The sequence below is a fragment of the Stenotrophomonas sp. NPDC077461 genome, from assembly GCF_049545475.1.
Lineage (GTDB): Bacteria > Pseudomonadota > Gammaproteobacteria > Xanthomonadales > Xanthomonadaceae > Stenotrophomonas > Stenotrophomonas nematodicola.
The window spans coordinates 289,625-313,066 of the sequence record NZ_JBMWDO010000004.1 but is presented as its reverse complement, the minus strand read 5'-3'; the positions used below and the strand labels follow the sequence as shown (position 1 = coordinate 313,066).

At 68.0% G+C, this 23,442-nt stretch carries 21 protein-coding genes; 10 read left to right on the top strand and 11 right to left on the bottom strand.

The features are described from left to right. Positions 1-3 precede the first annotated feature (3 nt). The 4 genes from ACPEH8_RS10150 to ACPEH8_RS10135 all read left to right on the top strand — a co-directional run bounded on the left by ACPEH8_RS10150 (position 4) and on the right by ACPEH8_RS10135 (position 4,833). Positions 4-606, top strand: a complete 603-nt coding sequence (locus ACPEH8_RS10150; RefSeq protein ID WP_017356264.1) for a sigma-70 family RNA polymerase sigma factor — start codon at positions 4-6, stop codon at positions 604-606. Then, positions 606-1,583, top strand: a complete 978-nt coding sequence (locus ACPEH8_RS10145; protein ID WP_153164482.1) for a FecR family protein — start codon at positions 606-608, stop codon at positions 1,581-1,583. The genes ACPEH8_RS10150 and ACPEH8_RS10145 overlap by 1 nt, the downstream gene beginning before the upstream one ends. 68 nt (positions 1,584-1,651) lie before the next feature. Continuing rightward, entirely contained in the window at positions 1,652-4,381 is a 2,730-nt protein-coding gene (locus tag ACPEH8_RS10140; RefSeq protein WP_423666677.1) for a TonB-dependent receptor plug domain-containing protein, read from the top strand. A gap of 122 nt (positions 4,382-4,503) precedes the next feature. After that, on the top strand, positions 4,504-4,833 hold the full coding sequence (locus ACPEH8_RS10135; RefSeq protein WP_017354914.1) for a YegP family protein: 330 nt from the start codon (positions 4,504-4,506) through the stop codon (positions 4,831-4,833). Positions 4,834-4,875: 42 nt separating this feature from the next. Here ACPEH8_RS10135 and ACPEH8_RS10130 read toward each other — a convergent pair whose 3' ends face one another. The 7 genes from ACPEH8_RS10130 to murJ form a co-directional block, all read right to left on the bottom strand. Further along, positions 4,876-5,550: a lysoplasmalogenase gene (locus tag ACPEH8_RS10130; RefSeq protein ID WP_313241994.1), complete on the bottom strand. Its 675-nt coding sequence runs from the start codon at positions 5,548-5,550 to the stop codon at positions 4,876-4,878. Beyond that, entirely contained in the window at positions 5,547-7,430 is a 1,884-nt protein-coding gene (locus ACPEH8_RS10125; protein ID WP_287255357.1) for a M61 family metallopeptidase, read from the bottom strand. Before ACPEH8_RS10125 ends, ACPEH8_RS10130 begins: the two co-directional genes overlap by 4 nt. Before the next feature lie 94 nt (positions 7,431-7,524). Further along, a complete protein-coding gene (gene ispH / locus ACPEH8_RS10120) occupies positions 7,525-8,475 on the bottom strand; it encodes a 4-hydroxy-3-methylbut-2-enyl diphosphate reductase (protein ID WP_017354917.1) in 951 nt (316 codons plus the stop codon). Between the two features lie 53 nt (positions 8,476-8,528). After that, positions 8,529-9,035: a signal peptidase II gene (gene lspA, locus ACPEH8_RS10115; RefSeq protein WP_017354918.1), complete on the bottom strand. Its 507-nt coding sequence runs from the start codon at positions 9,033-9,035 to the stop codon at positions 8,529-8,531. After that, the gene (gene ileS / locus ACPEH8_RS10110) at positions 9,035-11,866 is read right to left on the bottom strand and encodes an isoleucine--tRNA ligase (protein WP_287255368.1); all 2,832 of its coding nucleotides are present in this window, start codon (positions 11,864-11,866) and stop codon (positions 9,035-9,037) included. The genes lspA and ileS overlap by 1 nt, the downstream gene beginning before the upstream one ends. Beyond that, a complete protein-coding gene (locus tag ACPEH8_RS10105) occupies positions 11,863-12,810 on the bottom strand; it encodes a bifunctional riboflavin kinase/FAD synthetase (RefSeq protein ID WP_017354920.1) in 948 nt (315 codons plus the stop codon). The genes ileS and ACPEH8_RS10105 overlap by 4 nt, the downstream gene beginning before the upstream one ends. A 75-nt stretch (positions 12,811-12,885) precedes the next feature. Beyond that, on the bottom strand, positions 12,886-14,490 hold the full coding sequence (gene murJ / locus ACPEH8_RS10100; RefSeq protein WP_136006214.1) for a murein biosynthesis integral membrane protein MurJ: 1,605 nt from the start codon (positions 14,488-14,490) through the stop codon (positions 12,886-12,888). Between the two features lie 116 nt (positions 14,491-14,606). On the opposite strand from murJ, the gene rpsT reads away from it, so the two are divergent. Continuing rightward, positions 14,607-14,876 carry a 30S ribosomal protein S20 gene (gene rpsT / locus ACPEH8_RS10095; protein WP_017354922.1) on the top strand — a complete coding sequence of 90 codons (270 nt, stop codon included), beginning with the start codon at positions 14,607-14,609 and terminating at the stop codon, positions 14,874-14,876. Between the two features lie 199 nt (positions 14,877-15,075). Here rpsT and obgE read toward each other — a convergent pair whose 3' ends face one another. From obgE to rplU, 3 genes are all read right to left on the bottom strand, one after another. Continuing rightward, on the bottom strand, positions 15,076-16,128 hold the full coding sequence (obgE, locus tag ACPEH8_RS10090; RefSeq protein ID WP_017354923.1) for a GTPase ObgE: 1,053 nt from the start codon (positions 16,126-16,128) through the stop codon (positions 15,076-15,078). 195 nt (positions 16,129-16,323) lie between these two features. After that, a complete protein-coding gene (rpmA, locus tag ACPEH8_RS10085; RefSeq protein ID WP_017354924.1) occupies positions 16,324-16,584 on the bottom strand; it encodes a 50S ribosomal protein L27 in 261 nt (86 codons plus the stop codon). A 15-nt stretch (positions 16,585-16,599) separates the two neighbouring features. After that, a complete protein-coding gene (gene rplU, locus ACPEH8_RS10080) occupies positions 16,600-16,917 on the bottom strand; it encodes a 50S ribosomal protein L21 (protein ID WP_017354925.1) in 318 nt (105 codons plus the stop codon). A 293-nt stretch (positions 16,918-17,210) separates the two neighbouring features. On the opposite strand from rplU, the gene uvrA reads away from it, so the two are divergent. After that, positions 17,211-20,201 carry an excinuclease ABC subunit UvrA gene (gene uvrA / locus ACPEH8_RS10075; RefSeq protein ID WP_153164486.1) on the top strand — a complete coding sequence of 997 codons (2,991 nt, stop codon included), beginning with the start codon at positions 17,211-17,213 and terminating at the stop codon, positions 20,199-20,201. Further along, positions 20,201-20,605 (top strand): acyl-CoA thioesterase, encoded by a 405-nt coding sequence (locus ACPEH8_RS10070; RefSeq protein ID WP_017354927.1) that lies wholly within the window; start codon positions 20,201-20,203, stop codon positions 20,603-20,605. Before uvrA ends, ACPEH8_RS10070 begins: the two co-directional genes overlap by 1 nt. Positions 20,606-20,667: 62 nt before the next feature. On the opposite strand, the gene ACPEH8_RS10065 is transcribed toward ACPEH8_RS10070, so the two are convergent. Then, a complete protein-coding gene (locus tag ACPEH8_RS10065) occupies positions 20,668-21,111 on the bottom strand; it encodes a copper chaperone PCu(A)C (protein ID WP_423666625.1) in 444 nt (147 codons plus the stop codon). 34 nt (positions 21,112-21,145) lie between these two features. Here ACPEH8_RS10065 and ACPEH8_RS10060 point away from each other — a divergent pair, with 34 nt between their 5' ends. The 3 genes from ACPEH8_RS10060 (at position 21,146) to ACPEH8_RS10050 (ending at position 23,430) form a co-directional block, all read left to right on the top strand. Next, the gene (locus ACPEH8_RS10060; protein WP_017354929.1) at positions 21,146-21,925 is read left to right on the top strand and encodes an enoyl-CoA hydratase/isomerase family protein; all 780 of its coding nucleotides are present in this window, start codon (positions 21,146-21,148) and stop codon (positions 21,923-21,925) included. An 83-nt stretch (positions 21,926-22,008) separates the two neighbouring features. Continuing rightward, complete coding sequence (gene tesB, locus ACPEH8_RS10055) at positions 22,009-22,917, top strand: acyl-CoA thioesterase II (protein WP_026070594.1); 909 nt, start codon at positions 22,009-22,011, stop codon at positions 22,915-22,917. 6 nt (positions 22,918-22,923) lie between these two features. Further along, positions 22,924-23,430 carry a putative signal transducing protein gene (locus ACPEH8_RS10050; protein ID WP_017354931.1) on the top strand — a complete coding sequence of 169 codons (507 nt, stop codon included), beginning with the start codon at positions 22,924-22,926 and terminating at the stop codon, positions 23,428-23,430. Positions 23,431-23,442 lie beyond the last annotated feature (12 nt).

Genomic DNA, 23,442 nt, shown 5'->3' with positions numbered 1-23,442 from the left:
GGGATGCCCGTGATCGTTGCCGTTCGAGGTTCCGTTCTGTCCGCTCCGTCCCCCCTGCTGCGCTACGACCCGGAACCGCTGCCGCGGCCCGAGCCGTTCGCCGCGTTCGTGCGGGACGAGCGCGCGCCGCTGTGCGCCTTCCTGCGCGCGCGGGGGGCCAGTGCGGACGACGCCGAGGACATCGCCCAGGACTGCATGGAACGGCTGATCCGCTACCAGTCGCATGGCAGCGAAGAACTGCGCCTGCTGCTGTACCGGATTGCGCGCAACCGGCTGGCCGACCGCGGGCGGTCACCACACGCGCGCACGCACCTGCCACTGGCCGACGGCGATGGCGCGGCCGAACCGCTCTGCACCGCTCCGGGACCGCTGCGCCAGGCCGAGTCCGGGCAGATGCTGTCCCTGTTGCGGCAGGCGCTGTTCAAGCTGCCCGAGCGCTGCCGCGAGGTGTACCTGCTCAACCGGATCAGCGGCATGAGCTATGCGCAGATCGCCCGCCACCGGGGCATTACCGCCAAGACGGTGGAAAAACACATTGCCCGCGCCCTGCAGGGACTGCGCCAGGAACTGGGCCCCGACACCTTCGGCCAGGACGGAGACACCTGATGCGGGCTGCCACGCACCGCCGCGACGAACCGGCATTCAACCAGGCCGCCCATTGGGTGGCACGACTGGAGGCGCCGGATTGCAGCCGTGCCGAACGCGATGCGTTCGAACACTGGCTGGCCGAAGACCCGGGGCATGTGCGCGCCTGGGTGCAGGCCGAAACGCTGCATCAACAGATGGGCCAGCTGGCCAATGATCCGTGGGTGCGTGCCGGCACGGCGCGGAGTGCGCGCCCGCGCCGTGCGCGATGGCTGCCTGCCGTGGCGATTGCCGCCAGCCTGTGCCTGGCCGTTGGCCTAGTCTGGGCATGGGTGACGGATGGGCAGCCCACGCCGCAGCACTATGCCAACGCAACGCATCTGCCGCAGCAGCGCACGCTGGCCGATGGCAGCCGGGTCACGCTGGATGCCGGCGCGGCGATGACCACCCGGTTCGGGCTGCGGCAGCGCCACATCGCGCTGGACCGCGGTCGCATCCAGCTGCAGGTGGCTCCATCGCGCAGGCCGCTGCGGGTGCAGGCGGGCAACAGCACCATTGAGGACATCGGCACCACCTTCCAGGTGGAACGCTGGCAGGACAACCGCATCGACGTGGCGCTGCTGGACGGCGCGGTGGAGGTGCGCAGCGACGGCACGCAGGGCGGACACCTGATGCTGTCGCAGCCGGGCCAGCAGCTGCAGGTGCAGGCATCGGGGCAGATCACGCCCGGCCCCACGCTGCCCCAGGGCACGGCCGATGCCTGGCTGGATGGCCGGCTGGTCTTCGACGCGACGCCGCTGCAGACCGTGGTGGAACGCATGAACCGCTACCACGCCACGCCGATGGTGATCGCCGATCCGGCGATCGCGGCGCTGGCGGTCAGCGGTACGTTCCGTGCGGAGGATCGTGCGGGCCTGCTCGCCGCGCTGGAACAGGGCTGGTCGATCACCGGACAACAGCGCGCCGACGGCGCGCTGGAACTGCGCCGCCGGCACTGACGTCGATGGCCGTACGGGGGGGGCAACGACGGTGGCGGTGGCTGCGATGGCGCGTGTTCGTCGTGGCGATGTCGTGCGCGCTGTCGTGGACACTGATCCCACCGGTGGGCGCGCGCGAACGCGCCGATGTCGGCTACCACATTCCGCGCGGCCCGCTCGCGCCGGCCCTGCAGCAGTGGGCGCGGCAGAGCCAGCGGGTGCTGCTGTTCGATGCCGCCGAGCTGGCCGGCCTGACCACCCCCGGGCTGGACGCCACGCTGGAGGACGATGCGGCGTTGGCCCGCCTGGTCACCGGGTTGCCGGTCCACGTGCTGCAGACGACCCAGGGCGTGTTCGTGGTGCGCCGCGTTGCCGTCGCACCGGCACCGGTGCCCGCGCGACGGCGCCCTGCCCCAGCCCCGTCACCGGTGCTGGGTGCGCAGGTCGAGATGGCGCCGGTGCATGTCACCGGCAGCCGCTTGCCGCGCAGTTCGGTGCAGGCCTCGCTGCCGGTGGTGGTGATCGAGCGCGATGAGATGCTGCGCAGCGGCTACGGCTCGCTGTTCGATCTGCTGCGGCACCTGCCCGGCATGAACGGCCATCCGCCGCTGGCAACCTCGCGCGGGGGCGATTCGCTGTACCTGCCGGTGGGCGCGGCGGCGACCACCAGCCTGCATGGGATGGGGCCGCGTGCGACGCTGTTCCTGGTCAACGGCCGACGTCTGCCGCGCTACCCGATGGTGTCACTGGAACAGGGCGCGCTGACCGACCTGGGCGGCATCCCGCTGAGCTTCGTCGAGCGCATCGAACTGGTGCGCGGCGGAGCGTCGGCCATCTACGGCGCCGACGCGATGTCCGGGGTGGTCAACATCATCCTGCGCGAGCAGGCCGACGGTCCCGAAGCGATGCTGCAGTCGGGCGTGAGCAGCCGTGGCGATGGCGACCAGCAGCGCGTGCAGCTGGCCACCGGCGCCACCCGCGCCAACGGCGACCGCTGGTTTGCCGGCATTGATCTGCAGCGGGTACAGCCGTTGGCCGGCGACAGCCGCGCGTGGCATGTGGAACAGGAGCGCTACCCGATCGGCCTGTTGACCGACAGCGGCCTGTACCTGCCGGCAACGCGCTGTGCGGCGCCGTTGCAGCGCGATGCGGACGGCTGCTGGTTCGACAGTTCGCGTGGCCGCTCGCTGCAGCCGGCGGCCACCACCGTGGCCGCGTACGGACGCTACCGGCATGCGTTCGGCGACGGCCACTACGCGTTTGCCGAAGTGCGCGGCAGCGAGGACCGGCAGTGCTTCGAACTCGGGCCGACCGCGGCCGCGCTGCGCATCGGCGAAGGACTGCTGTTCAACTATGTGTTCCAGGAAGGCGGCAGCGTGCGCCCACGTGTGGAGGCCACTACAGCCGACGTCACCGTGGGCGTGGGCCGCGACCAGGCGGGCCGCAACTGGGACGCCGGGATCAGTCGCCAGCACAGCGCCGTGTCGCTCCACACGGCCGGCACGGTGCGCACCCAGCGCCTGTACGAGGCGGCCCAGCAGGGCTTCCTGCCCGGCTTCAACGCGCTGACCGCGCCGCTGGCCGAGCATCTGTTCCCGGCCATCCGCAACCGCGGCCGCACCGACCAGTGGCAGGCGTGGGCGGGACTGCAGCGCGATCTGGCGCAATGGCCCGGCGGCCCGGTGCAACTGGCCACCGGCCTGGACCTGCGCCACGAGGCCTGGAGCGCGCACCCGGACGCGTTGATCGGCGACGGCGAGCTGGCACTGGGACTGCCGGTGGAGCACCGGCGACTGTCGCGCCTGTCCAACGCCGCCTACGCCGAACTGGGCTTGCCATTCACCGATACCCTGCGCCTGGACGTGGCGGCCCGGCTGGACCGCGATGGCGATGACACCGCGTTCTCGCCGCGTGCCGGGCTGCGCTGGACGCCGTCCGAGCAATGGTCGCTGCTGTGGTCCAGTGGCCGTGGCTACCGCGCGCCCAGCCTGTTCGAGCGCCGGCGCCCGCCCGGCTACTTCGGCCAGGTGGTGCTGCCCACCTCCAACGCCCTGCCCCGGTGTGCGATCACCGCCGCGCAGGGCTGCGTGGTGGACGTGGGCGTGGTGGAGAACAGCGCCCTCGATCCGGAAACCACACGCAGCCATTCGCTGGGGGTGGTGTGGTCGCCACGCGAGGACCTGTCGCTGTCGCTGACCGGCAATGTGGTCGACCTGCGCAACGAGATCCTGGACCTGCACCCGGCCGATGCGTTCTGGAACCGCGCCACCTGGGTGCTGGATGACGCCGGCCGGCTGCAGGCGCTGCGACTGTCGTTCGACAACATCGGCCGCACGGTGTCGCGCAACTGGGTGTTGCGCGGCGACTACCGGTTCGGCCGGTCGGCCGAGGGGCCGTGGCGGGTATCGCTGGATGCGCTGCGCCAGCAGACGCTGCGCCGCCACCGCGCGCACGGCGAGACGGTCGACCTGCGCGGACATGCCACGCCCACGCTGTCGGCGGTGCTTACCACGCAGTGGCAGAGCGACCGCTGGGACCTCGCGCTGCGCGCCAATTACGTGGGCCGCACCCGCGCGTGGCTGCCGGGTGACGCCTGCCCGGCCACGCAGCGCGAGCAGGGCCGTTGCCACAACCCCGACCAGCTGCGCTGGAACCTGCACGTGGGCCGCCAGCTGGGGCCGCGCGTGCTGCTGGCGCTGGATGTGCACAACCTGTGGGACGCGCCGCCGGTCAACTACCTGAGCGGCAACGGCGGGCTGGCGCCGGGGCTGGATGATCCGCTGGGCCGCTACTTCATGATGACGCTGCAGGTGCGCTGAGCGCTGTAACGGACTTTCCCTACCCGCTGCTGAGGCATTCCCTGATTGAATGCGCGAGCCTGTCGTAAAAGGCTCATGCCTTACGTCCGGGGTACCGACCGATCAACCAGGGGATATCCGCTATGGCAGCACGCTATGACCTGAAACGCTCAGGGGATCAGTTCCACTTCACGCTGAAGGCCGGCAACGGCGAAACGCTGCTGTCCAGCGAGCGCTACACCAGCAGACAGAACGCACTGAACGGGATCGAATCGGTGCGCGAGAATGCGCCGCTGGACACGCGTTACACGCGCAGGAACGCCAACAACGGGGCGCCGATGTTCAACCTGAAGGCGGCCAACAGCCAGATCATCGGCACCAGCGAAACGTATTCGTCGGTGACCGCGCGCGAGGCCGGCATCCAGTCGGTGAAGATGAGCGCGCCCGGTGCGACGGTGAACGATCTCACCTGAGCGGGACGGCCCGTCGCCGACGGGCCACCTCATGCGGTGCCGCTAGGCCGAACGCGGCACCGAGCGCGCGATGCAGTACTGCGCGGCGTAGTACGTGGCCAGGATGCACAGCGCCGCGAGCGGCAGGCCACCGCCGAAGCGATCCCAGGCCAGGACCGAATCGCTGACCACGAACAGCGCGGCGCCCCACGCCGCCCAGCGTGCGCTGCGCCCCTCCTCACCGGTGGGGCGTGGCCACGCTCCGGCCCGCGCGAGCGCCAGCGTCGCCATCAGCGCCAGCACGGCCACATACACCCCCACCGGCACACGCAGATCAGCAGGCAGCAGCGGCCACAGGCCGTTCAGGTTGACGCCGGCGAACAGCGCCAGCAGACCCGCGGCGGCCCACAGGCTGCGTCCGCTGCGCCACCCGGCGCGGAAGGCGACGATGTAGCACACGTGCGCCAGCAGGAACGCGAGCAACCCCGGGACGAACGCATCCACCGGCAGCATCAACGCGATGTCGCCGATGCAGGACAGCAGCATGCCGGCCAGCACCGCCCGGCGATAGCCACTGCCGGCCAGCGGTGTCGCACGCCAGACGATGGACGCGATCAGCAGCGTGGTCAGCGGCTTGGCCAGCCAGTGCAGCCAGCGTGCATCGCCCTCCAGTCCGGCCCCGATGATCGCCGCGACCGCCGCGATCAGGATCAGCACATCGCGCAGGCGCGGGCTCATCGCGGCTTCCACAGCTCGGCAAGGCGGTCGGGCCTGCCGCCAATGCGCTCCAGCGACGGATACTTCAGGCCATCGTGGTAGTCCAGCACAACGCTGTCGATGCGGTCCACGCGCTTGACCAGCAACGAGAGCGGCGCCTTGCCGGTGCGTGCGGCGGTGATCGCATCCTTGAGCGCCTGGCCGTTGAACACGCGGCCATCCAGGCCCAGCACGGTCATGCCCGGGGCCAGGCCCGCGTTGAACGCGGGGCTGTCCCACAGCACGTCGCTGATGTAGCCGGCGTCGCTGATCGACACGCCGATCGAGTACAGCAGGTTGTTGGTCCTGGCCCGGGATTCCTGCGCCTTGAATGCGTCGTTGGGCGTGTCGGTGTAGACCAGCCTCCAGCCGGCCGCCTCCAGCCCGCCGGTGAGCGGGCCGTGGCCATCCAGACGCTCGCGCAGGAAGGTGGCCCAGTCGAAGGGCGCCACGCCGTTCAAGGTGGTCACCACGTCATCGAAGGTGTACGGATGGACGTTCCAGTCGCCGTCGTTCATGCCGAAGAACGCCTTGGCGAAATCATCCAGTCCGCGTCGGTTGCCGGTAAGCGCGCGCAGCTTGCCCTCCACGTCCAGCCACATCATCTGGCCGCCGGAGTAGTAATCCTCGCTCAACTGGTAGTTGCGGAAGGCCAGTGCGCGGCGCTGGGCGATGGTGGGATCGTTGGTGGTGTCCTGCAGGGTGCGCCAGCCCAGCCCGGGGCGGCCGCGATCGTAGGTGGCGGCGACATTGGCCAGCACGTCGCGGGTCTGCTGCACGCTCCACAGCCCCGAGCGCGCGGCCAGTACCTGGCCCCAGAACTGGGTCTGTCCTTCGTAGAGCCAGAGCAGGCTGTCGCCCATCGGCACGTTGAAGTTCGGCGTGGTCAGGTCCGCGCCACGGCGGTACTTGCCGTTCCAGGAGTGGTTGAACTCGTGCGGCAGCAGGTCGCGTCCCAGCCAGGTCTTGTCCCACTCGGTGAAGTAACCCGGTTCGCCGCTGTTCTCGCTGGAGCGCTGATGCTCCAGGCCGATGCCGCCGAGCTTGTCGGTGAGCGCGAGGAGGAACTCGTAACGGTCGAAATGACGCGCGCCGTAGAGCTTGTACATCTGCTGCACCAGCGCGCGGTGCGCCTGCAGCTGCTCGGGCTTGGCGACCAGCGATGTGGCCTGGTCGGCAAATACGTTCAGGTGCACCGGTACCTTGGCGCCGGGGTCAAGGTCGAAGCGCTGGAAGTGGCGGCCGGCGAACAGCGGCGAATCGACCAGGTGGTCGTAGCTGATCGGCTTGAACACCACCGTGTCGCCGTCGCGGCGCTCGGTGTCCAACGCGGTGGCGTAGGACCAGCCCGGCGGCAGCGTGACCGTGGCCTGGGCCTGGATGTTGCGGGTGACCACGCCGGCCGGATACAGCGAGTTGGCATTCCACTGCAGGTTGAGCATGTCCGGGGTCATCACCACCCTGCCCTGGGTCCCCCCCTGCGAGGACAGGAACTTGAACTCGGCGACCACCTCGGTGGCGCCCTGCGGCACGTCCACGCGGAAGGCATACACATCGTAGGGGTCGCGCGTCCACGCCAGTGGCGTGCCGTTGGCGGTGACCACCAGGCCAGCGAGCTTGTCGATCGGACCGCTCGGCGAATGGCTGCCGGGCAGCCACTGCGGATACAGCAGGGTCAGCGGACCCGGCCTGGCCGGCACGGTGGCCTTGACCTTGAAGATGCGCCGGCCGATGTCACGTGCGTCCACGTCGATGCGCAGCAGGCCGGGGAAGGCAACGTCCTGCGGCGGCGGCGTCTGCGCATGTACGCCCGAGGCGGACAGGACCAGCAGCACGGAGAGGACGGCGGCACGCAGTTTCATCAGGCTCGGCTTCCAGCATACGAAAGACCCGATGCTAGACCTGCACGTCAGCGAACCACATGGCCAAAGGTCATGCCCCTGGCCGCCGCACCGATCAGGAGATCAGGCGCAGCCGCAGCTCCTTCGGCAGCGCGAACACCATCGACTCGGGCTCGCCATCGAGCTCGCCAATACTGCTGGCGCCCAGTGCCTTGAGCCGCTCGATCACGCCATCGACCAGCACCTGGGGCGCCGACGCGCCGGCGGTGAGACCGATGTGCTGCTTGCCGACAACCCACGCCGGGTCGATCTCCTCGGCGCCGTCGATCAGGTAGGACTCCACGCCCTCGCGCCGGGCCAGCTCGCTGAGCCGGTTGGAGTTGGAGCTGTTGGGCGAGCCCACCACCAGCACCAGGTCGCAGCGCTTGGCCAGGTCGCGGACGGCGTCCTGGCGGTTCTGGGTGGCGTAGCAGATGTCGTCATTCTTCGGCCCCTGCATCGCCGGGAAACGGGCGCGCAGTGCGTCGATGATGCTGCGGGTGTCATCCACCGACAGGGTGGTCTGGGTGGTGTAGGCGAAGTTCTCCGGCTGATCCAGCACCAGCGTATCCACGTCCTGGACGTCTTCGACCAGGTAGATCCGACCGTTGCCGCGTTCGCGGTCCCACTGCCCCATCGTGCCTTCCACTTCCGGGTGGCCGGCATGGCCGATCAGCACCACGTCGCGGCCGGCGCGGCAGTGCCGCGCCACTTCCAGGTGCACCTTGGTGACCAGCGGGCAGGTTGCGTCGAACACCTTCAGGCCGCGACGGTCCGCTTCCAGGCGCACGGCCTGGGACACCCCGTGGGCACTGAAGATCACCGTATTGTTGTCCGGCACTTCGTCGAGTTCCTCGACGAAGATCGCGCCGCGGCTTTTGAGGTCGTCGACCACGAAACGGTTGTGCACGACCTCATGGCGCACGTAGATCGGCGCCCCCAGGGTCTCGATCGCGCGCTTGACGATCTCGATCGCACGATCGACACCGGCACAGAACCCACGCGGATTGGCAAGCAACACATCCATCGGTCAGATACTCCGGCCGGCGCGAGCCGGTTATTGCTGAATACAGGGAGGGATTATCCCGCTTTTTTGCTGGCCTTGCCTTCGAACAGCCCGAACACGGCAATGCCCACGGCACCGGCCACGATCGCCGCATCGGCGATGTTGAACGACGGCCAGGCATAACTGCCGATGTACCACTGGATGAAGTCCACCACGTGCCCGTGTACCTGGCGGTCGATGACGTTGCCGATGGCACCGCCGATGACCAGGGCGAAGGGCAGCGCCCGACGCCAGTTGGCGCGGGGGGTTTCCCACAGCCACTTGGCCATCAGGGCGCTGATGGCAACAGCCAGCGCGGTGAAGAACCACAGCTGCCAGCCACCGGCATCGCTCAGGAAACTGAACGCCGCACCGGTGTTGTAGGTGCGGTACCAGTTCCAGACGCCGTCGATGACCGGCACCGGCTGGAACTCGGGCAGGCTGGACAGCACCCAGGCCTTGCTCCACTGGTCCAGGCCGATGACCACCACCGACAGCAGCAGCCACACCAGGGCGTTGGGACGCGGACGGGCGGCGCTCATCAGAACCACCGCCGGTCTTCGCCGGCACCGTCGATGTTGGTCGCGCAGCGACCGCACAGCTCGGGATGGGCGGCCACACTGCCGACATCGGCACGGTAGTGCCAACAACGCACGCACTTCTGCTTGGTGGTCGGCTGGGCGCTGACGAACACCTCGTCAGTGGTTGCCGGACGCACCTGCACATCGCCACTGATCAGCAGGAAGCGCAGTTCCTCGGCCAGCGGCTGCCAGCGCGCGGCGGTTTCCGCATCTGCGGCCACGGTGATCTCCGCTTCCAGCGCGGCACCGATCGCGCCATTGGCGCGCATCGGCTCCAGCACCTTGGCGACCTGCTCGCGCAGGGCCAACAGCTGATCGAAATCGGCGGCGCCCAGCGCGGCATCGGCCGGCAGCGGAGCCAGGCCTTCGTACCAGGTGGCGAACAGGACGTTGTCCTTGCGCTCGCCCGGCAGGTAGCCCCACAGCTCGTCGGCGGTGAAGCTCAGGATCGGCGCGATCCAGCGCGTGAACGCTTCGGCGATGTGATACATCGCGCTCTGCGCCGAACGGCGGCCGCGCGAGTCGGTCGGCATCGTGTACAGGCGATCCTTGGTCACATCCAGGTACAACGAGCCCAGGTCCACGCTGCAGAAGTTCAGCAGCAGCTGCACGATCTCGGCCATGTTGTAGCTGGTGTAGGCGGCCTTGATCTTCTCCTGCACCTCGAAGGCGCGATGCACGATCCAGCGGTCCAGCGCGACCATGTCGGCCGGGGCCACCAGGTGCTGCGCCGGGTCGAAGCCGTCCAGGTTGCCGAGCAGGAAGCGCGCGGTGTTACGCAGGCGCCGGTAGGCATCGGCGTTGCGCTTGAGGATTTCCTGCGACAGCGACATTTCATTGCTGTAGTCGGCCGAGGCGATCCACAGGCGCAGGATGTCCGCGCCCAGGGTCTTCATGATGTCCTGCGGCTCGATGCCGTTGCCCAGCGACTTGGACATCTTGCGGCCGTGCTCGTCCACGGTGAAGCCGTGGGTGAGGCACTGCTTGTACGGGGCATGCCTGTCGATCGCCACGCCGGTGAGCAGCGAGGACTGGAACCAGCCGCGGTGCTGGTCCGAGCCTTCCAGGTACAGGTCGGCCGGCTTGCCGAAGCCGCGCGCCAGCAGCACGCCTTCATGGGTGACGCCGGAGTCGAACCACACATCCAGGATGTCGGTGACCTTCTCGTAGTGCGGCGCGTCCTCGCCCAGCAGCTCGGCGCTGTCCAGCGAGTACCACACGTCGATGCCCTCGACCTGCACGCGGTCGGCGACCTGCTGCATCAGTTCGACGGTGCGCGGATGCGGCTCGCCGGTTTCACGGTGGGTGAACAGCGCGATCGGCACGCCCCAGGTGCGCTGGCGGCTGATGCACCAGTCCGGACGGCCATCGACCATGCTGCCGATGCGCGCCTTGCCCCAGCTCGGGAACCAGCCCACGTTGTCGATGGCGGCCATCGCGTCGCGACGCAGGTTGGCCTTGTCCATCGAGATGAACCACTGCGGGGTGGCGCGGAACACCACCGGCGTCTTGTGGCGCCAGCAGTGCGGGTAGCTGTGCTGGATCTCGACGAAGGCCAGCAGCGCGCCGCTGTCGCGCAGCACGTCCACGATCAGCGGCTGTGCCTTCCACAGGTGCACGCCCGCCAGCACCACATCGCCGGCCGGCGGCGTGGAGGGCAGGTACACGCCGCGACCGTCGACCGGATTGATCTGGCCGGCGTTGTACGCGTCCATCAGCCCGTACTGCTGGCTGACCACGAAGTCTTCCTGGCCGTGGCCCGGGGCGGTATGCACCGCGCCGGTACCGTCTTCGTCGGAGACGTGCGCGCCGTTGAGAAGCGGGATGTCGCGCTGGGGGTAGAACGGATGGGCCAGCAGCAGGTTTTCCAGCGCGGCACCGGCGGCGTGGCCGTGCGCCACCACCTCCTGCACGCCGTAGCGGCGCAGCGCGCGCTCGGCGAGGGCGGCGGCGATCACCAGCCAGCGGCGCTTGCCGGCATGCGCCGGGCCTTCGACCAGCGCGTACTGGATATCGGCACCCAGCGACACCGCCAGCGAAGCCGGCAGCGTCCACGGCGTGGTCGTCCAGATCGGCACGGCCACCTCGACATCGGCCGGCAGGCTGACGCCGAAGCGTGTGGCCAGCTGCGCCGGGTCGCGCGCCACGTAGGCGACGTCGATCGCCGGCGAGGTCTTGTCCTGGTACTCGATCTCGGCCTCGGCCAGCGCCGAGCCGCAGTCGAAGCACCAGTGCACCGGCTTGGCGCCGCGCACGATGTGGCCGTTGGCGAATACCTTGGACAGCGCGCGGATCTCGTTGGCCTCGAAGTCGAAACTCAGCGTCTTGTACGGGTTGTCCCAGTCGCCGATCACGCCCAGGCGCTTGAAGTCGCGGCGCTGCAGTTCGATCTGCTCTTCGGCGAACTCGCGGCACTTCTGGCGGAACTGTACGGCGTCGAGCTTGGTGCCGACCTTGCCCCACTTCTTCTCGACCGCGATCTCGATCGGCAGGCCGTGGCAGTCCCAGCCCGGCACGTAGGGCGCATCGAAGCCGGCCAGGTAGCGCGACTTGACGATGATGTCCTTGAGGATCTTGTTGACCGCATGGCCCAGGTGGATCTGGCCATTGGCATAGGGCGGGCCGTCGTGCAGCACGAACAGCGGGCGACCCTGCGCGTTCTCGCGCAGGCGGGCGTACAGGCCCTCGTCTTCCCAGCGCGACAGAATGCCCGGCTCGCGCTTGGGCAGGTCGCCGCGCATCGGGAATTCGGTTGCCGGCAGATGAAGGGTGGCTTTGTAGTCCTGGCTCACGCAGTGGCTCGCAATCTGTGTTCGGAAAGGATGTGGCGCGCCTGTTCGGCGTCACGGTGCATCTGGTCGGTCAGCGCCGCCAGGTCATGGAACTTTTCTTCATCGCGCAGCTTGGCCACGAACTCCACTTCGATGTGGCGCCCGTAGAGGTCGCCCTGGAAGTCGAACAGGTGCGCTTCCAGCAGCGGCTCCACCCCGTCCACCGTGGGCCGGGTTCCGAAGCTGGACACCGAGGGCCACGGCTGGTCGAACACGCCATGCACCCAGGTGGCATAGATGCCCGACAGCGCCGGCGTCTTCGGGAAGCGCAGGTTGGCAGTCGGGAAACCGAGGGTACGGCCCAACTGGCGGCCGCGCACCACCCGGCCACCGATCGCATAGGGGCGGCCCAGCAGGTCGGCGGCGTGGCTGAAATCGCCGGCACGCAGCAGCTGGCGGATGCGGGTGCTGGAAATGCGCTCGCCGCGCAGGTCCACCGGTTCGATCTCGCCGGCACTGAAGCCACGGTCGGCACCCATCGCCTGCAGCAGGGCCAGGTCGCCCCTGCGGCGGTTGCCGAAGCAGAACTCCGGTCCGATCCAGACCTCGCGCGCGCTCAGCCGCTGCACCAGCAACTGCTCCACGAACGCCTCGGCCGGCATCGCGGCCATGCGCGCATCGAAGCGCAGCAGGCCGATTCCGTCCACGCCCAGTTCGCGCAGCATCGCCACCTTGTCGCGGGCCAGGGTCAGCCGCGGCGGCGGCTCGCCCTGGGCGAAGTACTCGCGCGGCAACGGCTCGAACGCAACCGCCACGGCGGCCACGCCCATCGCGCGCGCACGCGCTACCGCGTGGCGCACCAGCGCACGATGGCCCAGGTGCAGGCCGTCGAATGCACCGATGCAGACCACGCTTCCGTGCGGGAACAACGGCCCGCCCTCAACGCTTCTAAACAGCCTGCTCATCAACTTGGAATGCGGCCCACCGGGGCCGATGCTTTGCAAGGGATAGCCATGAAGTATAGCCGGGTGCCCGCCGGATCAATGCTCGCGCAGGTGACGCGGGCGGAAGCCCATCGCCACCAGGGCCAGCAGATAGGTCAGACCACCGCCGCCGACCAGCGCGGCCAGGTTGCCGATGCGGTGCCACTTGTCCATCCCGGTGAAGTCGGACATCAGCTGCAGCAGGCCCAGCAGCACCGCCACCATCGCCGCGCAGGCCAGGCCCAGCTTCGTCACATAGCCCACCCAGCCCGGCCGCGGCTGGTACACCCGGGTCTTGCCCAGCCAGTACCAGAGCAGGCCAAGGTTCAGGTAACTGGACAGCGCGCTGGCGATGCCCAGGGCCAGGTGCAGGCCGGGCTGCTTGCCCAGCGCCACCCAGACCCCCTGCGCCTTCAGCGCCTCCGGCACCATTACCTGGTACAGCACCGCCAGCAGCGCGAAATTGAAGACCATGTTGGCCACCAGGGCGACCAGGCCGGCACGCACCGGGGTGCTCGTGTCCTGCCGGGCGTAGAACGCCGGCAGCACCACTTTGAGCAGGGCGAACGCCGGCAGGGCCAGGCTCAGTCCGTACACCGACAATGCGGTCATCCGGGTGTCGAACGGGGTGAACTGGCCGTGCTGGAACAGCGTGGCGATCAGCGGTTCGGCCAGCAGCAGCAGGCCAAGCATGGCTGGCACCGCGATCAGCAGCGTGGTGCGCAGGCCCCAGTCCAGGGCATTGGAGAAGCCTACCTTGTCGGTACTGACGTGATGGCGGGCCAGCGCGGGCAGGATCACCGTGCCCAGCGCCACCCCGAACACGCCCAGCGGCAGTTCCAGGAAGCGGTCGGCCAGCGACAGCCAGGACTGCGAACCGTCGGTGAGCTTGGCGGCGATCACGGTGTCCAGCAGCAGGTTGATCTGGGCCACGGAGGAGCCGAACAGGGTCGGCACCATCAGGGTCAGCACCTTGCGCACGCCGGGATGGGTCCAGCCCCAGCGCGGCAGCGTGAGCAGGTTGATGCCCTTCAACGAGGGCAACTGGAACAGCAGTTGCAGCAGACCCGCCGCCAGCACGGCCCAACCCAGGGCCAGAATCTGCTTTTCGGGGGTGCCACCCAGCCGCGGGGCCAGCCACAGCGCGCCGGCGATCATGCACAGGTTGAGGATGACCGGGGTCAGCGCCGGCATCGCGAAGCGCTGGAAGCTGTTCAGCGCCCCGCCGGCCAGGGCCGTCAGCGAGACGAACAGCAGGAACGGGAAGGTCAGCCGGAACAGGTCCACCAGCAGCCCGTGCTTGGCCGGATCGGTCTCGACGCCGCTGGAGAACAGTGTGGCCAGCTGCGGGGCGAAGATCAGCGCCAGCGCAGTCACCAGCAGCAGCACCCCGCCCAGGGTACCGGCCACCCGCGACATCAGCTCGCGCAGCTCGGCATGCGGACGGGTTTCCTTCACCTCCGTGAACACCGGCACGAAGGCGGTGGCGAACGAGCCCTCCGCGAACAGCCGGCGCAGGAAATTGGGCACCCGGAAGGCGACCCAGAAGGCGTCGGTCACCGCATTGGTGCCGAACGTGGTGGTCACGGCCAGGTCGCGTACCAACCCCAGTACGCGCGAAATCATGGTCATGCTGCTGAACGACAGCAGGCCCCGCAACATCTTCGGTGAACTCACCCGTGTTCCCTCTTGACAATTGACTTGACGTACATTTTTCGAGCCATCATACTTTCCAGCTTGCTGTTCCCATTACACCGATTTTTCAGGAAACCACCACTGTGGCCAATATCAAGTCCGCCAAGAAGCGCGCCAAGCAGACCGTCGTGCGCAACGCGCGCAATACGGCTCAGCGTTCGATGCTGCGCACCGCTGTCAAGAAGGTGATCAAGGCTCTGGATGCCAATGACGCCGCCGGCGCCGAGGCAGCCTTTGCCGTCGCCCAGCCGATCCTCGACCGTTTCAGCTCGCGTGGTCTGATCCACAAGAACAAGGCCGCTCGCCACAAGAGCCGCCTGACCGCGCGCATCAAGGCCCTCAAGGCCGCCTGATACGGCGAAGTGACTGCCGGAAGCCCTGCTTTCGGCGGTACAGAAAAGCCCGGCCCTGGCCGGGTTTTTTGTTGGGCGGCATCCACGTGCGGCGTGCGCGCCGCGGACCGCACAGCGCCCGGCAGTGCGGCGCGGGATACCGGCGGCACCACAGAAAAACCCGGCCGAAGCCGGGTTGTTCAGGGGCGCGCGGATGCGCTCAGTACGCATCGCGCGCTTGCGCCTCGTCTTCCTTCTGGCGGTCGAAGAAGGCCATGATGTTGGTCATGATCGGCCAGGTGCCTTCACGACCCAGTGCCGAGACCAGGTACCACGGCTGGGTCCAGCCCAGCTCGGCGATGATCTTCTCGGCGGCGGCCTTGGCCTCGTCCTCGAACATCAGGTCGGCCTTGTTGAGCACCAGCCAGCGCGGCTTCTGCAGCAGCTCCGGATCGTGCTTCTCCAGCTCACGCTCGATCGCGCGCACCTGCTCGATCGGCGACACGCCCTCCACGCCGCCTTCCATCGGGGAGATGTCCACGAGGTGCAGCAGCAGGCGGGTGCGCTGCAGGTGGCGCAGGAACTGCGCACCCAGGCCAGCGCCATCGGCCGCCCCTTCGATCAGGCCGGGAATGTCGGCGATCACGAAGCTGCGGTAATTCTCGACCCGGACCACGCCCAGATTCGGATACAGGGTCGTGAACGGATAGTCCGCCACCTTCGGGGTCGCCGCGGACACCGCACGGATCAGGGTGCTCTTGCCGGCGTTCGGGAAGCCGAGCAGGCCAACGTCGGCCAGCAGCTTCAGCTCCAGCTTGAGCAGACGCTCCTCGCCCTCCTCGCCCGGCAGCGCCTGGCGCGGCGAACGGTTGGTGGAGCTCTTGAAGTGCATGTTGCCCAGGCCGCCCTTGCCCCCCTTGGCCACCAGCAGGCGATCGCCATGCCCGGTCAGATCGCCGATCACTTCGTCGGTGCTGACGTTGATGACCACGGTGCCGACCGGCACGGTGATGACCAGGTCTTCGCCGCCCTTGCCGTAGGCCTGGCGGCCCATCCCGTTCTCGCCGCGCTGCGCCTTGAAGATGCGCTCGTGGCGGAAGTCCACCAGGGTGTTGAGGTTTTCGTCGGCGCGGATCCACACGCTGCCGCCGTTGCCGCCATCACCGCCGTCCGGGCCGCCCAGCGGAATGAACTTCTCGCGACGGAAACCGACGCAGCCGTTGCCGCCATTGCCGGCGGTGACCTGGATTTCTGCTTCGTCTACAAGTTTCATGATTCTGGATGCCAACTGGAGGCGGCGGGCAGCGGATGCGCCCGGCCGCAGAGTCTAACGTCCCCGGTACGATCCAGGGACGGCGGCGGGAAGGATCCCGCCCGGTATGCGTTCAACAAAAACAAAAACCCCGCCGAAGCGGGGCTTTCGTCAGCGGCCCCACGCCGAGGCGTGGGCGCCTGCGTGTCGCGAAGATCAGGCTTCGGCGACGACGCTGACGGTACGACGCTTCTTCGGGCCCTTCACCGAGAACTCCACCTTGCCGTCGATCAGCGCGAACAGGGTGTGGTCACGGCCCAGGCCAACGCCGGAACCCGGGTGGAACTGGGTGCCGCGCTGACGCACGATGATGTTGCCGGCATCGATGGCCTGGCCACCGAAGATCTTGACGCCGAGGTACTTCGGGTTGGAGTCGCGACCGTTGCGCGATGAGCCTACGCCCTTTTTATGTGCCATGACTGCTTCTCCTTATTACTTGCTGCCACCGGCGATGCCGGTGATCTCGATTTCGGTGTAGTACTGACGGTGACCCTGGCGCTTCATGTGGTGCTTACGGCGACGGAACTTGATGATCCGGACCTTGTCGGCACGACCCTGGGACACGACCTTGGCGGTGACCGAAGCGCCGCTCAGTGCGTCGCCCAGCTTGATGCCATCGCTGTCGCCCAGCATCAGGATGTTGTCGAACTTGATCTCGTTGCCAACGTCGACATCGAGCTTTTCAACGCGGAGCGTTTCGCCCTGCGCCACGCGGTATTGCTTACCGCCGGTTACCAGTACTGCGTACATGACCAGACTTCCTCTGTAGTTATTGTGGTCTATGGACTGCCGCCATCGAGGGCGGACAGAAGCGGAATTTTAATGACTCACCCCGGCCCGGGTCAACCCACCCCCGGGTCTGGGGCGCAATCGCCTGAACCCCGTTCAGGTTGAGGCCCGGCTGGTCTCAGGGAATGAGACACGGGGCTGGCAATGTCGCCGATTGCCCCCAAATCCCAAGCTCGGTAGGCTGACCGATTGCCGTCTCCGCTTGCCCCACCCGCTTGCCGACCCCCGGGTCGAAGCCCCACAACGGATCCCCCATGGCGATGGATTTCATCCGCATCCGCGGCGCGCGGACGCACAATCTCAAGAACATCGATCTCGACCTGCCTCGCGACAAGCTCATCGTCATCACCGGCCTGTCCGGCTCGGGCAAGTCCTCGCTGGCGTTCGACACGATCTACGCCGAAGGCCAACGCCGCTACGTGGAGTCGCTGTCGGCCTATGCCCGGCAGTTCCTGAGCGTGATGGAGAAGCCGGACCTGGACCACATCGAGGGTCTGTCCCCGGCGATCTCGATCGAGCAGAAGTCGACGTCGCACAACCCACGTTCGACCGTCGGCACGATCACCGAGATCTACGACTACCTGCGTCTGCTGTACGCCCGTGTCGGCAGCCCGCGCTGCCCCGACCACGGCTACCCGCTGGAAGCGCAGACGGTCAGCCAGATGGTCGATCACGTTCTGACCCTGGACCAGGAACAGCGCTACATGCTGCTGGCCCCGGTGATCCGCGAACGCAAGGGCGAGCATGCCCAGGTGTTCGACCAGCTGCGCGCGCAGGGGTTCGTGCGCGTGCGCGTGGACGGCGTGCTGCATGAAATCGATGCGGTGCCGCCGCTGGCGCTGCGCCAGAAGCACACCATCGAAGCGGTGATCGACCGCTTCCGCCCGCGCGAGGACATCAAGCAGCGCCTGGCCGAGAGCTTTGAAACCGCGCTCAAGCTCGGCGACGGCATGGTCTCGGTGCAGTCGCTGGATGTCGAAGACGCGCCGGCCCATCTGTTCTCGTCCAAGTACAGCTGCCCGGTCTGCGATTACTCGCTGCCGGAGCTGGAACCGCGCCTGTTCTCGTTCAACTCGCCGGTGGGCGCCTGCCCCGGCTGCGACGGCCTGGGCATGGCCGAGTTCTTCGATCCCTCGCGCGTGGTGGTGCACCCGGAGCTGTCGCTGTCGGCCGGCGCCGTGCGCGGCTGGGACCGCCGCAATGCCTATTACTTCCAGCTGATCGCCTCGCTGGCCAAGCACTACAGGTTCGACGTGGACGCGCCGTGGCAGAGCCTGCCCGAGGATGTGCGCCAGGCCGTGCTGTACGGCAGCGGCGAGGAGACCATCACCTTCACCTACTTCACCGAGGCCGGCGGGCGCACCCAGCGCAAGCACCGCTTCGAGGGCATCATTCCCAATCTCGAGCGCCGCTACAAGGAAACCGAATCGGCGGCGGTGCGCGAGGAACTGGCCAAGTACATCAGCGAACGCGACTGCCCCGAGTGCCACGGCGCGCGCCTGAACAAGGCCGCCCGCCATGTGTTCGTGGCCGACCGTGCGCTGCCGGAACTGGTGGTGCTGCCGATCGACGAGGCGCTGAAGTTCTTCAGCGGCATGAGCCTGCCGGGCTGGCGTGGCGAGATCGCCGGCAAGATCGTCAAGGAGATCGGCGAGCGGCTGGGCTTCCTGGTCGATGTGGGCCTGGATTACCTCACCCTGGAGCGCAAGGCCGACACTCTGTCCGGTGGCGAAGCCCAGCGCATCCGGCTGGCCAGCCAGATCGGTGCAGGCCTGGTCGGCGTGATGTACGTGCTCGACGAGCCGTCCATCGGCCTGCACCAGCGCGACAACGAACGCCTGCTCGGCACCCTCACCCGCCTGCGCGACCTGGGCAACACGGTGATCGTGGTCGAGCATGACGAAGACGCCATCCGCCTGGCCGATTACGTGCTGGACATCGGCCCGGGCGCGGGCGTGCACGGCGGCGAGATCGTCGGTCAGGGCACGCTGCAGGACATCCTGGATGCACCGCGCTCGCTCACCGGCCAGTACCTGTCGGGCAAGCGCGCCATCGAGATTCCGGCGCGCCGGCACAAGCCCAACCCGAAGATGACGCTGCACCTGCGCGGTGCCAGCGGCAACAATCTCAAGGGCGTGGACCTGGACATTCCGTCGGGTCTGCTGACCTGCATTACCGGCGTGTCCGGCTCGGGCAAGTCGACGCTGATCAACGACACCCTGTTCTCGCTGGCCGCCAACGAGATCAACGGTGCCTCACACCCGATCGCGCCGTACAAGGAGGTCGACGGGCTGGACCTGTTCGACAAGGTGGTGGACATCGACCAGTCGCCGATCGGCCGCACGCCGCGCTCGAACCCGGCCACCTACACCGGTCTGTTCACCCCGCTGCGCGAGCTGTACGCGCAGGTGCCTGAAGCGCGTGCGCGCGGCTATTCGCCGGGGCGCTTCAGCTTCAACGTCCGCGGCGGCCGCTGCGAAGCCTGCCAGGGCGATGGCCTGATCAAGGTGGAAATGCACTTCCTGCCGGACGTGTACGTGCCCTGCGATGTGTGCCACGGCAAACGCTACAACCGCGAAACGCTGGAGATCCTGTACAAGGGCTACAACATCAACGACGTGCTGCAGATGACCGTCGAAGATGCGCTGAAGCTGTTCGAGCCGGTGCCGTCCATCGCACGCAAGCTGGAAACGCTGGTCGATGTGGGCCTGAGCTACATCAAGCTGGGCCAGAGCGCGACCACCCTCTCCGGCGGTGAAGCGCAGCGCGTGAAGCTGTCCAAGGAACTCTCGCGGCGCGATACCGGCCGCACCCTGTACATCCTCGACGAGCCGACCACCGGCCTGCACTTCCACGACATCGAAGCGCTGCTCGGCGTGCTGCACAAGCTGCGCGACGAGGGCAACACGGTGGTGGTGATCGAGCACAACCTGGATGTGATCAAGACCGCCGACTGGATCGTCGATCTGGGTCCGGAGGGCGGCCACCGCGGTGGCACCATCCTGGTCACCGGCACGCCGGAAGACGTGGCCGCGCACCCGGCTTCGTACACCGGCCAGTTCCTGGCCAAGATGCTGCCCTCGATCACTGCGCGCCCGGAGCGCCCGGCCGCCGTGGCCAACAAGCCTGACGCCCGCCCTCCCCGCAAGGTCAAGCCGGAAAAGCCGGCCAGGAAGGCAGCCGCTGCCAAGAGTACCGGCAAGGCCAGCAAGACCGGCACCACCCGCAAGAAGAAGGACGCCTGATGAGCACCGACCACACCATTCTTGCCCGCGTACCGATCAGCGTGCGCTGGCGCGACATGGACAGCATGGGCCACGTCAACAACGCCAAGTACATCTCCTATCTGGAGGAGGCGCGCGTGCGCTGGATGCTGGGCGTGGACGGCGTATCGATGACCGACCGCATCGCCCCCGTGGTGGCGGCCACCAACGTCAATTACCGCCTGCCGATCGTGTGGCCCAACGACATTGTGGTGGAACTGTTCGTGGAGCGGCTGGGCAACAGCAGCATCACCATCGGACATCGCATCGTGGACCAGCAGGACGACACCCGCCTGTATTCGGATGGCAACGTGGTGGTGGTGTGGATGGACACTCAGACCGGCAAAAGCGCGCCCCTGCCGGATGCGATCCGCAACGCCTCGTAGCGCCGGGTTCCACCCGGCTGCGGTTGATCCGCGTATCCGGCCCCCATCAGTGCCGCGCGTTGTCAGGGCGTCGCTTTGCGCACCTGCAGGGTGGCGTCCACCTTGCGGCCGTCTTCCAGGCTCAGCCGCAGCGGGACCTGCCCGCCTTCCTTCAGGGCGATGGCAGGCTGCATCAGCATCAGGTGCAGGCCACCGGGTTTCAGGTCCACCGTGGCGCCCGGTGCGATCGGCATCCGCTCGACCTCGCGCATCCGGCTGACGCCATTGACCAGGGTGGTTTCATGCAGCGACACATCGCCGAATGCCCGGCTGCCCGCGCCGACCACCACCACGGCATTCGGGCAGTCATTGCGGATCCGCCCGTAGCCGGCCGCCATCGGCATCGCGCCCGGCGGCAGGCGCACCCAGCCCTCACGCACGGTCACGCACGCAGGTTCGGCCGCCGCGGCCGATGCTGCGAACGCACACAGGCCCAACAATACGCACACGAATGGTTTGGTTATCATCGCCTCAGTTCCCTGTCCGCAACGAGATCGCAGCATGACGACGCTTATCGAGGTGATCAACCACGGCCCCATCCGCGAGCTGCGGCTGGCACGCCCGCCGGTGAACGCACTGGACACCGAGCTGTGCCGTCACCTGATCCATGCGGTCAACCAGGCCATGACCGACGATGTGCACGGCATCGTGCTGTCCGGCAGCGAGCGCATCTTCAGCGCCGGCATGGATGTGCCGCACCTGCTCGGCCACGGTGAGGACAGGCACAAGCTGCTGGACAGCTGGCAGGCGTTTTTCGGCGCGGTGCGCACCCTGGCCGAATGCCGCGTACCGGTGGTGGCGGCACTGACCGGGCATGCGCCGGCCGGCGGTTGCGTGCTGGCCCTGTGCTGCGACTACCGGGTGCTGGCGCGCAGCGCGGACCCGGCCCAGCCGACGGTGATCGGACTGAACGAGGTGCAGGTCGGCCTGGTGGCGCCGGAAGGCATCCAGCGCCTGATGCGTCGCGTGGTGGGCCATCACCGCGCCACCCAGTTGCTGATCGGCGGGGAGATGGTGCCGGCCGAGCGCGCGCTGGCCATCGGCTTGGTGGACGAACTGGCCGACGCGCCGCAGGTGGTGCCGCGCGCGGTGGCCTGGCTGCAGCGCCTGCTGAAGCTGCCGCGCCAGCCGATGCTGCTCACCCGCGCCATCGCACGCACCGATCTGCATGAAGCGCTGCATCCTGACCTGATCCAGCTGGACCGCTTCGTGGAGGCCTGGTACGCCCCGGACGCCCAGCAGGCACTCCAGACCCTGGTCGCCCGGCTGGGCAAGGCCTGACCAGCACGCGGGGGCCGTCATGCCGGCCAGCGGCCGGCGCTGCCCTATAATTCGGGTTCGCCCCCCTCTGCTGGTTGCCTCCCTTGTCCGACACGCACGAACCCGTCGTTTCCGAGCTGATCGACCTGCTCACGCTCGAACGCCTGGAAGACAACCTGTTCCGCGGCCAGAGCCGCGACATCGGCACCAAGTATGTGTTCGGTGGGCAGGTACTGGGCCAGGCGCTGTCGGCCGCGCAGGCCACGGTGGACAACGGCCGCCACGTGCATTCACTGCACGCCTATTTCCTGCGTGCCGGCAACATCGACCACCCCATCGTCTACGACGTGGACCGCACCCGCGATGGCGGCAGCTTCTCGGTGCGCCGGGTCACCGCGATCCAGCACGGCAAGGTCATTTTCTTCTGCGCGGCCTCGTTCCAGCAGGCCGAGAGCGGTGCCGAGCATCAGCACAAGATGCCGGAAGTGCCGCAACCTGAAGACATCGAACCCAACCGCCCGCTGCCGCCGGAGGTGCTCGAACGCCTGCCGATCAAGGTCCAGCGCTGGCTGTCGCGCGGCGGCCCGTTCGAGTTCCGCCACGTGTACCCGCGCGACGAACTCAACCCGCCCAAGCGGCCGCCCTACCACCAGGTGTGGCTGCGGTTGAACGAAACCGTGGGCGATGCCCCCGAGCTGCATCAGGCCCTGCTGGCCTATGCCTCGGACTTCCACCTGCTCGGCACGGCCACGTTCCCGCACGGCATCAGCTATTACCAGCCACACGTGCAGATGGCCTCGCTTGACCACGCCATCTGGTTCCACCGCCCGTTCCGCGCCGACGACTGGCTGCTGTATTCGCTGGACAGCCCCAGCGCGCAGGATTCGCGCGGCCTGGCCCGTGGCCAGTTCTTCACCCGCGACGGTGTACTGGTCGCCAGCACCGCGCAGGAAGGGCTGATCCGCGTGGTCACCGACAGTGCCGCGGCCGCCGCCGTCCCGGCCAAGGACTAATTCGATATGCGTCAGATTTTCAGCAGCCAGCGCGTGGAAACCGTGGAAGGCGTGGCCCAGCTGCTGCGCGATGCGGGCATCGACGTGCGCATCACCAACGGGCGCTCGTACCACAGCAAGCGCGGCAGCCAGTTCAGCTACCTGGACACCAGCAAGGCGTCCACCCACCCGACCCTGTGGGTGGTGCATGCCGACGATCAGCCGCGCGCGCGTGAGATCCTGCGCGACGCACGCCTGCTGGAAACCACCCGGCGCGACCACCCCACCGCCGAGTTCGCCTTCCGCGACCAGGTAGGCGAGGTGGCGCCGCGCCGCAACTGGGCCTGGCGCATTCGCATCGGCCTGCTGCTGGTCATCGCAGCAGTGGCGATGGTGGTGATGATGCGCCACCGTGGCGCGCCCACGGCGGAGCCCGTGCAGACCCGGCAGGCGCCACCGCAGGCACCGGCCACCCAACCGGCACAGGAAGAGGAAGACGTCCGCGTGCGGATCACGCCGGCACAGCAACCGTAAGCCGCGTCCGGC